Source organism: Mucilaginibacter sp. P1_D10 (genome assembly GCF_056406215.1).
Window position 1 is genome coordinate 92,194 of record NZ_JBFUAP010000013.1, and the last position, 12,203, is coordinate 104,396.

At 43.9% G+C, this 12,203-nt stretch carries 9 protein-coding genes, 1 tRNA gene and 1 pseudogene; 2 read left to right on the top strand and 9 right to left on the bottom strand.

Annotated elements, in window-relative coordinates; genetic code table 11:
• Window positions 1-27: 27 nt before the first annotated feature.
• The 3 genes from AC1DYT_RS20120 to AC1DYT_RS20130 all read right to left on the bottom strand — a co-directional run bounded on the left by AC1DYT_RS20120 (window position 28) and on the right by AC1DYT_RS20130 (window position 4,277).
• Entirely contained in the window at window positions 28-639 is a 612-nt protein-coding gene (locus AC1DYT_RS20120; protein ID WP_477471317.1) for a trimeric intracellular cation channel family protein, read from the bottom strand.
• Window positions 640-720: 81 nt separating this feature from the next.
• Window positions 721-3,069, bottom strand: a complete 2,349-nt coding sequence (locus AC1DYT_RS20125; RefSeq protein WP_477471318.1) for a beta-L-arabinofuranosidase domain-containing protein — start codon at window positions 3,067-3,069, stop codon at window positions 721-723.
• Between the two features lie 41 nt (window positions 3,070-3,110).
• Window positions 3,111-4,277 (bottom strand): aldose epimerase family protein, encoded by a 1,167-nt coding sequence (locus AC1DYT_RS20130; RefSeq protein ID WP_477471319.1) that lies wholly within the window; start codon window positions 4,275-4,277, stop codon window positions 3,111-3,113.
• A 410-nt stretch (window positions 4,278-4,687) separates the two neighbouring features.
• On the opposite strand from AC1DYT_RS20130, the gene AC1DYT_RS20135 reads away from it, so the two are divergent.
• Window positions 4,688-5,140, top strand: coding sequence for a GNAT family N-acetyltransferase (locus AC1DYT_RS20135; RefSeq protein ID WP_477471320.1), 453 nt, complete (start codon window positions 4,688-4,690; stop codon window positions 5,138-5,140).
• 45 nt (window positions 5,141-5,185) lie between these two features.
• Here the strand turns inward: AC1DYT_RS20135 and AC1DYT_RS20140 are convergent.
• From AC1DYT_RS20140 to AC1DYT_RS20150, 3 genes and pseudogenes are all read right to left on the bottom strand, one after another.
• A pseudogene (locus tag AC1DYT_RS20140) lies at window positions 5,186-5,509 on the bottom strand (DUF1016 N-terminal domain-containing protein); the annotation flags it as partial.
• 65 nt (window positions 5,510-5,574) lie between these two features.
• Window positions 5,575-7,128: a rhamnogalacturonidase gene (locus AC1DYT_RS20145; RefSeq protein WP_477471321.1), complete on the bottom strand. Its 1,554-nt coding sequence runs from the start codon at window positions 7,126-7,128 to the stop codon at window positions 5,575-5,577.
• Window positions 7,129-7,557: 429 nt separating this feature from the next.
• Window positions 7,558-7,824, bottom strand: coding sequence for an L-rhamnose mutarotase (locus AC1DYT_RS20150; protein WP_477471322.1), 267 nt, complete (start codon window positions 7,822-7,824; stop codon window positions 7,558-7,560).
• 115 nt (window positions 7,825-7,939) lie between these two features.
• On the opposite strand from AC1DYT_RS20150, the gene AC1DYT_RS20155 reads away from it, so the two are divergent.
• Window positions 7,940-9,349, top strand: a complete 1,410-nt coding sequence (locus AC1DYT_RS20155; protein ID WP_477471323.1) for an alpha-L-fucosidase — start codon at window positions 7,940-7,942, stop codon at window positions 9,347-9,349.
• Between the two features lie 596 nt (window positions 9,350-9,945).
• Here the strand turns inward: AC1DYT_RS20155 and AC1DYT_RS20160 are convergent.
• The 3 genes from AC1DYT_RS20160 to AC1DYT_RS20170 form a co-directional block, all read right to left on the bottom strand.
• Window positions 9,946-10,704, bottom strand: coding sequence for a nucleotidyl transferase AbiEii/AbiGii toxin family protein (locus AC1DYT_RS20160; RefSeq protein WP_477471324.1), 759 nt, complete (start codon window positions 10,702-10,704; stop codon window positions 9,946-9,948).
• A gap of 1 nt (window position 10,705) precedes the next feature.
• Window positions 10,706-11,713, bottom strand: a complete 1,008-nt coding sequence (locus AC1DYT_RS20165; RefSeq protein WP_477471325.1) for a type IV toxin-antitoxin system AbiEi family antitoxin — start codon at window positions 11,711-11,713, stop codon at window positions 10,706-10,708.
• 406 nt (window positions 11,714-12,119) lie between these two features.
• Window positions 12,120-12,192 (bottom strand) — tRNA-Lys (locus tag AC1DYT_RS20170).
• Window positions 12,193-12,203 lie beyond the last annotated feature (11 nt).

Genomic DNA, 12,203 nt, shown 5'->3' on the forward strand with positions numbered 1-12,203 from the left:
TCTGACGTTTTTTACACCTAAGATAAATCATAACGGCGGCAGATACCATTTCCTGAGATAGGAGATAATCCGCAGCGTACTAATCGTCGCTACGGCAATCCCCTGGGCGGGTTCTTCGCCCAGCCAGCCTCTTAGCGCAAAGTACACCAGGCCGCCGGCAATGCAGGTTGTTGCATAAAGCTCTTTCACGTGGAAAAGTGCGGGGATATGGTTCAGCATGATGTCCCGCACCACGCCGCCGAAACAGCCTGTTATGGTCCCAAGCGCAATGCACACACCCGGGCTAAAGCCCAATGTAAGGCCCTTATGAATGCCGATAACCGTAAACAGCCCCAGGCCCAAGGCATCCAGCACCATCAGGGTACGCTGGAAATTGCCCATCCATTTCCTGAACTGCAACGCAACGGCCACCGTGGCCAAAATAATGAGCAGTGTGTGCGTATCTTTAAGCCAGGCTACCGGCGTGGCGCCGATCAGCACATCCCTTACCGTACCGCCGCCAAGGGCCGTTACGAAGGCAATCACCAGCACGCCGAAGATATCCAGCTTTTTTGCTAAAGCAGCGTACACGCCCGACATGGCGAACGCCACCGTTCCCAGGACTTCAATGATGTAAGAAAAATTTGCCAGCGAAATCATAAGAGCCGCAAAGGTAAACATTTGCGGGATTTGGTTTTGCCCACTAATGACCCGCTCCGAAACAGCTACGTAGATTTAACCTTACTCTTTCAACAACCTAACTTCGTAAACCGGGCCTGCCACCGCGCCGTTTTCGGCTACGATCTTTACCCTGAAGGATTGATTATCGGTGTATTTGATATCAGCGGGTAAGGCATATTCTTCGGTAAAGAACTCATCGGGTTTGGCGTTCTTCAGGTCCACCTTTGCCACTTCGCGGTCGTTGATCATGATAGTGAACCGGTGGTTCCATTCGTTGCCGTAATAGGTGATGCTCAGTTTTTTGCCTTCGTGATTTTTATCGGTAAGCAAATAGCTGAACCATCCGCCCGCAGCGCGCCAATGGCGGTTAAAAGTTACACCGCTAAAAGTGCGTTCACTCTCCATGAAATGGTCAGATTCGGGCTGCTGTTCGCCAGGGCTAACCACGTCGATCGTTTTGGCCATCAGGTTTGCTATCCGGGTATCCTCATCGGCCATTTTTTGCTGCAAAGCGGCGAAACCATTTGCAGATTCTTTACGCCAGTACACTACATAGCGGGCGTTGTGTATTTTATAAAAGGGTACCAGTTTTAAATTCTTGTACCTGGGCTGATAAATCAAATCCTGGGCAGTAAACGTTAAGGGCGCGCTATTATCGCGCTGTATCATCGAAGCATCGTTGTTGGCATCGCTCACAAAAGCCGGCATATCCGTTATTTTGTATAGCTCGCCCCGCGCCGAATGCCCCATACGGCTATCATCTGCATTAAGTCCCTGTTCGTTGGCGGTATCAACTACGGCGGCCAGCACAATGGGCCCGCGCAGCACAGCCTCGTAATTAGAACCATCCGGAAGCCTTTCAGTAGTTGTTTGCATGGGCAAGGTTACCGCTACCACGTCGCCTTTGCGCCATTTCCTGTTTAACGCTATATAGGACGAAGCCGTTGGCTTAACCAATTGCTTAACGCCATTTATGGTGATGCTTAAGCTACCCGGTTTTACCCAGGCCGGATACCTGATATTCAGCGTGAAATTGCTTTTTACAAGGTTATCGATCTTTAGCCGTGTGGTATTATTTTCGGGGAAAGCAGTTGCCTGCGTTAAGGTCAGGCCTTTCTCTTTCCATTTCAACTGAGAAGGGATAAAGAGATTCACGAACAGCGCATTGGCCGAATGGCTGTAAATCATCTTCTCATACTTAGCGTGGTTCTCCATACCCGAGCCTACGCAGCACCACATGCTGGTTTCGGGCTGAGAATAAACACGGTAATGCCCCGGTCGCATGGGCGTAAAATATACAAAGCCCCCCTGCCCCGGCCGTTGCGTGGTGAGGATATGGTTGTACAGGGCCCGTTCGTAGTAATCCATATAAAGGCCCTTAGGGTCTGATAAATACAACTGCTCGGTAAGTTTAAGCATGTTGTAGGTATTGCAGGTTTCGGGGCCCTCCACGCTCGATATCATAGTAGAGAAATCTGCCGCGGGGTTGAAATGCTCGCGCACGCTATTGCCTCCTGTAGCAACCGAGCGGTGGTTCACCACCGTTTGCCAAAAGAATTTCGCGGCGTTGTTATAGCTGGTATCTTTGCCTAAGTCGGCAATGCGTTTAAAACCGATAATTTTTGGTATTTGCGTGTTGGCGTGTAAGTTATCCAGCTTATCCTTACCATCTTCAAGCGGTTGTAAAATGGCCTGCTGCGAAAAGGCGTACGCCGCATCAAGGTACTTCTTATCTCCGGTTATGCTGTAAACATCGGCAAGCACTTCGTTAACGCCGCCATGTTCGTTTTGCAGCAATCGCTGCATTTGCTCGGGCGTTAATACCGATGAGATGCCCGTAAACCAATCGGCAAATTTGATGAGCATTGCCTTTGCGGTTTGGTTACCGTCGTACAAATAGGCATCGCGCAAGCCTGCAAACATCTTGTGGATATTGTAGAAAGGCACCCACTTTTTATTAAATGTTTCGAAATTCCCTTTGTGTACATCTACCCACAGCTGGTGGCTGCCGGGTACACCACCCAGGTAACCATCGCCGTTTTTATCCTGGCAAAGCTTCAATTCGGCAATGGTGTAATTTAAACGTTCTAATATTCGCTTATCGTTGGTATTGGCGTATAGCATGGCCAATGCAGAGAGATAATGCCCGGCGATATGCCCATCCAACCCGGAGCTTTCCCAGTTGCCATAACTTTCCGACTTTTTAGGAAGGCCCGCCTCGCGCCTGAAGGGAGCCAGGAGTTTGTCGGGGTTCAATTTCAAGACGTAGTTAAGGTCGGTCAGCTCCTGTTCTTTGAAAATTCCCGGCAAAAGTTTCACATCCCGCAAAGGGAACTCCTGCAGTGTAGCGCTGGTCTGCGCCTTCAGCAAGGCGGGGATAAGCAAGAAGAATAAGCAAAACCGTTTCATATCTCTCATCTATTGTAGCATATCTATACGCCGCTATAAGCTTATTTTACCAGGAATTTGTAGGTAGTTTTTGTTTGATACGTTTGGCCCGGTTTTAACAGCGTGCTTGGGAAAGTAGGCTGGTTAGGCGAATCGGGGAAATGCTGGGTTTCCAGGCAAAATGCTGAACGGTGAGGATATGCTGCACCGCCTTTGCCATCATGCGTTTCGCCGGTTAAGAAGTTACCGCTGTAAAACTGCAGGCCGGGTTCGGTTGTGTAAACCTCCATGGCAATGCCGGTTTTTGTGCTGGATACCGTTGCAACCGGCGTGGTTGCATTGCCTTTATTGAGCACGAAGTTATGGTCATAACCTTTGCCGTTGGCCAATTGCTCGTCGGTTACGTTAATATCCTTGCCGATAGTTTTTGCAGTAAGGAAATCGAAGGGCGTGCCTTTAACGGGTTTCAGCTCCCCTGTTGGGATCAGCGTTTTATTCACCGGCGTAAACGCATCGGCATTTATCTGCAGTACGTTATCCAGTATGGTGCTGTCGCCCGCGCCGTTTAAATTAAAATAGGCGTGGTTGGTCAGGTTCAGTATCGTTTCTTTATCTGTTTTCGCGGTATAAGCAATTTCGAGGGCGTTATCATCGGTAAGGGTGTACACCACGTTTACCGATACGGTGCCCGGGTAACCACCTTCGCCATCGGCCGAGGTGTACTCCAGAGTAAGCGTTTGACCGTTTTGAGAAGCCGTGAATACCTGCCCGAAGAAGCCTTTAGAACCGCCATGCAGCGTGTTCACGCCATCGTTCAGATCGGCCTGGTAAGCTTTGCCAGCAACCGTGAACTTGCCATTGGCAATGCGGTTGCCATACCTGCCGATGATAGCACCAAAGTATGGCTCACCCTTTTTTTGATAGTCCTTTAAGTTCCGATAGCCTAATACTACATCGGTAAGCTTGCCGCTTTTATCAGGCACCAATAAACGAACAACGCGGCCACCGTAATTGGTTATGCTAACGCTTGCGCCATTTTTGTTGACCAATTTGTACAGTTTTACGCTTTTGCTGTTGATGGTGGTATCGAAACTTGCGGTGTCGACGCTAAGCGTTGCCGTAGTTGTGTCTTTGGCCGATTTATCGGCAGATTGCGGACCGGTACAGCTAACAGCTATGCATGTTGCAAGCCCGGCTAAAATGAGTGCGGAATTCCTTAAATTCATCATATAGGTTATTGTAGCATGCGCAGCATTATAGGAGCGTACGCAATTGTTTATAATTGGCAAGGCGCATAGGGCACCTTAACTTTGGTTAATTAGTCCCAAATATGAAAAATTTATTTTAATTGTAATATAAACACTTAATATAATTTTTGTTACCATTATGTTGCGTGGCTTAACTATGTCCGCGAATTCAATTAAGGGCAATAAAATACCTCAGGCAGGGCCAGTATTAATAAGTGTACAGATACCACTTATTCACTCATTGAATTTCCATGCATGGGACATGTTTTTCCAATTTTATTTTATAGAAAATTTGGGGCGAAGTCGTAAAATTGGAATGCGCTGATAAAATATCTTCGTTCGCCGCCTTCAAATCAATTTATCAAATTAATTTTGCTGGATAATCTATCCCCATGCACCTCACCCATAAACTCCTCCCCTTCGCCCAACTCACCGTAGATGAACTATACCAACTACTGCGCCTGCGTAGCGAGGTATTCGTAGTAGAACAGAACTGTGTGTTTTTAGACCAGGACGATAAGGACCAGCAATGCCATCACCTGTTGTTGTATGCCCACGGCCAGCTTGCCGCGTATTGCCGGTTGGTGCCTGCCGGTTTATCGTATGCAGAACCAGCAATCGGGCGGGTAATTACTTCGCCTGCTTTTAGGGGCAGCGGGCTGGGCCGAAAGGTGATGGAACTTGCCATACAAGGCTGTAAAGACCTTTTTGGCCCGCAGGATATCCGCATTGGCGCGCAAACCTATGCGCTGCCGTTTTACCGTTCGCTGGGCTTTGCTACCGATGGCGAAACCTATGATGAAGACGGGATAGAACACATTGAGATGGTAAGGAAGCTTACCTAATTGAGATGCTAACGGCCGTTTGTAAATTGGCCTTTGACTCCAACTCAATTGCGAATACAGTGTATTCGCAATTGGGAATGTGCGGTAAAACTGGCGAAATAACTCTATCTGCCGTTTCGAGAATCCGCTACCATATTCCGGCTCTAATTGATCAGCAATGAATTTAGTTAGGTAATTACCATAATCAGCCCGGTCTTTCCCTTGCTGCTCTTCTTCGAAAATGCGCTGCCCAATTTGCCAATACATCAATGTGCGCTCATGGTCAACCAGCCTGATAGGCGGTAGGATGTTGCTCGCAATTGTTATATATATCCGATTAGCTTTTATCGCCTGTATACGTAATCGGGGGGCAAAACATTCCTTATAGATTACTTGTGCTTACCAACAAATAGGCCACGTAACGTTGGTAACATGGCCTATTCATAACGTTATTATTACTTTAACTCTGTAGTTGCAGATTTCGTAATTGTAGTGTTCTTTAATTCGGTAACCGTGTTCAAACTGATGTTCTCAACATTTTTAAACGTTATCCGGGGTTCTCCTGTCGGCTTTGCTATACCAAGATTACTAGCTTGCACACCAATTACGTCATCAAAGAAAAATACAGGGCGGTGGTCGGCTGTTAAAGACATTACTTTAATGTTGTGCATGTTAATGTTTTTTACATGTCTCACATAAAAACCATAAGAAGGCGTTATGCCATGTCGTTCAGGTTCAGGATAGTCTGTAATAACTTCTGGCATATCTCTCTTAGACTGCGCCAGCGTTCCGCCGCCTGTAGTGTATATACGGATATCATGCAGACTAACATCATCAATGTAAGCTGATGGAATTCCACTAATAATTGAAGCTTGTCTTGGGTCGACGTTGTAGGCTACTATGTTTCCAATATTAACTCGTTTCAACTGACCAGGGAGGGTGCCTTCAGGCGCTCGCATTCTGCCTCCGATCCGCAAATAGATGGGGGAGTTAACAATATCCCTCATGGTAATATTATTTACTGTTACACCCTCAATTGAAGCCCCATCAGTTGTTTCTATTGCTAAACCGCGGCAGTAGTCAAATACGCAGTTTGAAATAGTAATATTCTTAAACCCGCCATTCGATTCTGTTCCAAACTTGATCCGGCCAAAAGGTCCACGATCAAAATTATCTGATGGCGGCATCCTTTTATAAGTACCGTCTAACACGGAGCCCATGTTGTAGCCGCTTACAATGCAATTAGTGATAGTAACATTTTCCGTTGTGCGAAGTTGATTTAGCGCAAAGCTGCTTTTTAAACAAATGCCATCATCATTTGGTGAATTAACCCTGCAGTTGGAAACCGTAACATAGTGGCAGCAATCTATGTCAATTCCATCGCGGTTGGTGTCGATTTTAAGGTTATCAAGGGTAAAGTTGTCAACGCCAGTTGCCAGTATGCCAAACCAACCGCCTTCATAAATTGTAAAATCGCGCAGTAAAACATTTTTGCAGCGTTTTAATGCGATAGACTTATTTCCCCTTTTATCGCCCTTTTCGTTGTATCGAACAAGGCCTTTACCATGAATTATGCCGGTACCGGTTATCGACACATTTTCCAGATCTTCACCCCATATTAAACTATTATGCCAATGGCTATGCCCAAAATCCTGATATTTATCGTTTTCAGGTACTTCGGGTTCGTCGTAAATACCTCCTTCGGCAATAGTTGCTGCAATAATTGTAGCACCTTGGTCTATTAATAAATTAATATTGCTTTTAAGGCGAATTGAACCGCACAGATAATTGCCTGCCGGTACTAATACCGTCCCACCTCCGTTGGCAGCAGCAGCTTCAATGGCTTTATTAATACCAGGTGCGTCCATCGATTTTCCGTCGCCTTTGGCACCGTAATTTTTAACATTGTAGACATTATCTGCTGCGTAAACGCAAAATGAACAGTTGATCAACGCAATGAGAAAAAATATACGTTTTACAACTTTAGGAAATTTGGTCTTTATAATCATAGTGTAGTGTTAATTAATGGTGTCATCTAAGCAACGTTGATATTGATAATCTAACAGGGGCCAGCTTTAAGGTTGATATCCAGAATTTTGCTTGAAAACATCCCTATTTGTAGCGTTTAAAATTTCATTTACCGGAATTGGGCGCACGTTATGCATGGTAGCAATATACAAAGCGTCCGGATTATACTTTTAACGCGTTCCACAATGTGGTAATAGCAAAAAAATGCGATTAGGAACTTTAAACCGGTATAAAAACCCGAATGTATTGTTTTTTCCATAACCTTGCATCAAGGTTTTAAAATTGGTTTGCACAACCATTGTTATTGCCGCATAACAGCGAGTGTGTCTGCATTTTCCCGCTTTATATTAATTAGTTTAGCTGTACCATATTCCAGTTGCCGAGGTTTTACGCAGGTTAAGATCTTCATATTATGATAGCTGAAATATCTTGTCCATTGTTATCCATTTTTCACCTTCTTTAGCCCAGGGCAATGGCTCTTGAAATTTCCACGCCAGGTTTTCCCATTCCTGTGCTTTAGGATCTGCCGCGTCTGGAGGCGCTTTTTTCTCAGCCGAGAAAGTGTTATATTTACAATTAAAAACAGATCTCTGTGAAACCCAACATTTATCTCCCCCTTCTTTTTCTTCTATTTCCCGTATTATCAGTGAGACATTTATAATTCTATTAGTATTCAATTTACCTGCGAACCTGTATAAGCGGAGTAAAAGGAAAATATAATTAAATAAAGAACCCGGTAGCATATGATTTTGAAAACGATCAGGTTAAATATAATTCAGTATTAAATAAAAAATGAGAAGGAAACATTTAAGGTTTAAAGTTTTAATTGGTATTACAATTTGTTTAATTGCATTTTGCTCTATTGGCAATGCGCAAACACCTATTGCTACTACAGATGCCCAAATGCAACAATGGCGCGATGCAAAGTTTGGGCTTTTTTTGCACTGGGGTTTATACTCGCAGGCAGCAGGCGATTGGAAAGACAAGCCGTATAAAGGCAATGAGCATTTTATGATCTATGAAAAACTTTCGCTGAAAGAATATGGCAGTTTGGCTAAAGACTTTAACCCAACCTCATTTGATGCCGGTAAATGGGTAAAAGCAGCTAAGCAGGCCGGAATGAAATACATAATTATTACATCCAAACATCACGATGGCTTTGCCATGTTTAACTCCCATACAAACGATTATAATATTGTAAAACAAACCCCTTTTAAACGAGATCCTCTTAAAGAGCTTGCCGATTCTTGTAAAGCATACGGGATGAAGTTAGGTTTTTATTATTCTTTGGGAAGAGATTGGGAGGATCCGAATGTAGCTACCGATTGGCCAACAAAGGGAGGCAGAAGTAATGTGGTTGATTATCCAAATGAAGATGCAAAAGATTTTTCGAAATACTTTGAAAGAAAAGTAAAACCTCAGGTAAAGCAATTACTTTCTGAATATGGCCCTGTTAGTGTTATTTGGTTTGATACACCCGAACGGATAAGCAAGCCTCAAAGTGAAGAGTTGTATGCAATGGTCAAATCGTTACAGCCAAATTGTATAGTAAACAACCGTGTGGGCAACGGGTGGGGCGATTTTAAAGTATCCGAGCAGCAGATCACAGATAAAACAGATAATCAACCATGGGAGTCTTGCATTACCATGAGTAAGGGTTGGGGTTATAATAAGCATGATACGGAATGGAAAAGTCCCGAGCTTATTGTGAGGCAACTGGTTGAGGTTGTTTGTAAGGGTGGGAACCTTTTATTGAATATTGGCCCCAAGGGTGATGGAACTTTTCCTCCACAGGCAATTGAAAGATTAAAAGCTGTTGGGAAGTGGATGAATATAAACAGTGAAGCAATTTACGGCACAAAGCCATGGATGGTTGCCGGAGAACAGGTATCTGAGGTTACACTTAGTTCAAGCGCAATAAAAATAGATGTTGATAATGATGCCACTTCTAAAGCAATACTGCCCGACATTTATTTTGCGGCAAAAGGGAAAGTGATCTACGTTTTTGCACGTAGCTGGAAGCAACCGGCTATAAATATCAAAAGTATTAGTGCTGATAAGTTTACGGTGGCCAAAGTAACCTTGCTTGGGGCAAAAACTGCGGTTAAATGGAACCAAAATAAAAACGGATTAAACTGTAGTGTGCCATCTGTGTTGCCCGATGAAATACCTGTTTACGTATTTAAAGTGCAATTGAAGTAATTATACTGCAGCATGAATAATGTTGAATGTTTGTATTACTCCCTGAGTTGTTTATTTTTTGGCAGGATGGCCAAAAAAACCTTTTCAAACAAAAAGGAGCTTCTTTTGCAAGAAGCTCTTTTTGTTTGAATTTGCGACCTGTTGGGTGGTCTTTGTGATCCCGCTGGAACGAAAAATCATTTATTCGGGCGATTATATAAGTAATTATTAAACAGACACTTACATAAGTGTTAAAAGTGTTTTTTGAAATAAGGGCACTGTTTTGGGCATTGACAGATGAAAAAGTACTGAATTTTGGTGCTCTAATATCCGATAAATTGATGCCTTGATTTTAATGTAATAGTTTAATATTCAATTATTTATAAGTAAATGCCCATTTTTAATGATTGTATTTTTTTGTCGTTTTTGAAAGTGAACCTGCTGAATTACGACCCATGATCCCTGTGAAAATCTTTAAACGCTCCGGCTTGGATGATTCAAATTATATGTAATTGCATATAAATATATCTAAAGTGGCATTTTTATATGCAATTGCATATAAACTCAGATTTGTGTTCAGCGTCAAAATTTCATATAAATTGAGCTTGAGTAGTAATTCAATTATCATTCAGTCCATCAAGGATGGCGTTCCATAAAGTAGTCGGGCGGCCTGTTAGTATTCGGGCTATCCGTTCATGTAATTCAGGTGATTCCTGCAGGAGCTGCCCGATCTTTCGGCCGATGACCCGGGCGCAGACTAATGGAATATATTCACGATCCTTCGTGTCATAATAGTCCATGACCTCGAAATGGTCGCTATAAATATCCACGTCTGAGATATCAAAGTAATTGGCGATAATGTGCTCGATATCCGTGATGTCCTTGGTGCGGCCTGGCCTGTCGTTATTGGCGATCAGTTTGAGAAGAATTATGCCTTCCAAAGTGCAGACCCGTATATTCAGTTCTTCGCTGAGCTGTACAGCTTCGGCATAGGGAAACACCTCGCTGAAGCCCGGCATATTCAGGATAAACATGGGGTCGGTCAATTTGATCTCACGCTGTTCATTTTCGATATCGCCAAAGGGTAGTAGGTCAATTTCAATAGCATTCTGATAATATAGTTTAATAGCTTCGGTTTCTTGGGCAGTAAAGTCACCGGAAGCGATCAATGCTTTTTTTATGGCCGTGTACTGCGCTTGGTCGCTCACCATTACAGCAATGTCAACGTCTTCCGTCGCCCGTGCGCGTATATTTTCGTCTTTTAGTGAAAATTGGATATCACGGGCAACGGCACCTACCAGATAAAAGTCGATGTCCAATTCACCAAATACCTTTTCTATGCCAGCCAGCATGTTTAATAATGGTTGGGTCAGCATGTTAATCTAAGTATTGTTTTTTTAATCTTTCAGCGGTTTCGCGGTTCCTGCTGTCGAGGCTGGTGGCCAGGTCGGCATAAGCCAGCAAAGGCGGGACAGTAACTTGCGTTTCTTCCTGGATGTCTTTCCAGAACTGATGCAGAATTTCCACCGGCCCCTCCGGATCGGGTAACAATTTTAGTTCCTTCATAACTTCCTGTCGGAAGTTTATTGCGTATATGGTGAATTTTTCCGGCCTCAGATAGCCGGTCAGCAGTGCTCCGGCATTTTCCCCGCCCCAGTGAAATGTTTTTGGTTGCAGTTCTTTCCAGTGATCGGTAAGGCTTTTATCGACAAATCGATAAGTGCCCGCGGTGATCTTCGGGCGGAGGATATTGCGATAAGCTTCGGCCCAACGGCCAAACAATTCTTCCCGGCGCTCAATGAATACGGTTTTATTTAGCCCTTCTTTTAAATAGCCTTCACGACCCATTTCGTCCATCAGCGCACCGACATTGCCCAGCGCAATATCTGCCCGGTCAGCGACTGTACGGTAAGGCTGTCTTAGAAGTTTGGGGTCGTTGAGCAGGGCAAACAGGAATTTAATACCGGCTGTTTTCCAGAGTTTGCCCTGCGGTGCGGTGCGGGTTTCGGTGACTTGCTGGTCGTTGATATAAATATAGATGCCCTCGGTCTGGATATAACAATTTCCGGCCAATTCCAGGTAATTAATCTGACGGTGTCGCAGCTCATCTTTCATGGGTTTGGTGATATACCCGCAGATCAGCAGGGTATCCCGTCTTCTGTAAAAGTTTGGGGTCTGTACCACAGGTATGGTGTTGCCACGCACTTCGTTTTTGATCTCTACATAAAATTCCACGGTGATTCCGCCGAAGGTCAGGGCAATGGTGCCGTCACGCTCAGCATAATTATCTTTAGCCCTTACGCTCAGATCGCGCATTGTGGCGCCAGTTAGTTCTTGTAGCTTGTCCGTGGCTTGATAAAGTAAATTTCTTTCTTTTATGTTCATTTTTCAATGGTGTTCAATAAACATGAACAATCAAAAATAATGAACATTATGTTTAAATGCAAATATTTGTTCAGAAATAACCAATGTTCATGTAACATGAACATTGGTTATTTTAAATACAGCGATCTTAAAATAAGCATATAGAACCAGCACTCGTTCGGGTTAGATCAAAAAGCATTTTTATCATTTGAAATCAAAACACAGCACCATAAGTTGAAATGATCTGGACCAGCACTCGTTCGGTTAGATCAAAAAACTTTTTTATCATTTGAAATCAAAACACAGCACCATAAGTTGAAATGACCTGTTTATCTTTTTTAGGTATGGCTAAAAAAACATTTTAAACAGAAAAGGCGCATTTTCATGCGCCTTTTAGCTATAAACGTCGACCTGTTGGGTGGTCTTGTGATCCCGCTGGGATTCGAACCCAGGACCCCAACATTAAAAGTGTTATGCTCTACCAGCTGAGCTACGGAATCATCCTTTTCAA

Bases quoted from the DNA above. Each gene is read 5' to 3' on its own strand.
- AC1DYT_RS20120 (WP_477471317.1), bottom strand. From the start codon at position 639: ATGATTTCGCTGGCAAATTTTTCTTACATCATTGAAGTCCTGGGAACG.
- AC1DYT_RS20125 (WP_477471318.1), bottom strand. From the start codon at position 3,069: ATGAAACGGTTTTGCTTATTCTTCTTGCTTATCCCCGCCTTGCTGAAG.
- AC1DYT_RS20130 (WP_477471319.1), bottom strand. From the start codon at position 4,277: ATGATGAATTTAAGGAATTCCGCACTCATTTTAGCCGGGCTTGCAACA.
- AC1DYT_RS20135 (WP_477471320.1), top strand. From the start codon at position 4,688: ATGCACCTCACCCATAAACTCCTCCCCTTCGCCCAACTCACCGTAGAT.
- AC1DYT_RS20145 (WP_477471321.1), bottom strand. From the start codon at position 7,128: ATGATTATAAAGACCAAATTTCCTAAAGTTGTAAAACGTATATTTTTT.
- AC1DYT_RS20155 (WP_477471323.1), top strand. From the start codon at position 7,940: ATGAGAAGGAAACATTTAAGGTTTAAAGTTTTAATTGGTATTACAATT.
- AC1DYT_RS20160 (WP_477471324.1), bottom strand. From the start codon at position 10,704: ATGCTGACCCAACCATTATTAAACATGCTGGCTGGCATAGAAAAGGTA.
- AC1DYT_RS20165 (WP_477471325.1), bottom strand. From the start codon at position 11,713: ATGAACATAAAAGAAAGAAATTTACTTTATCAAGCCACGGACAAGCTA.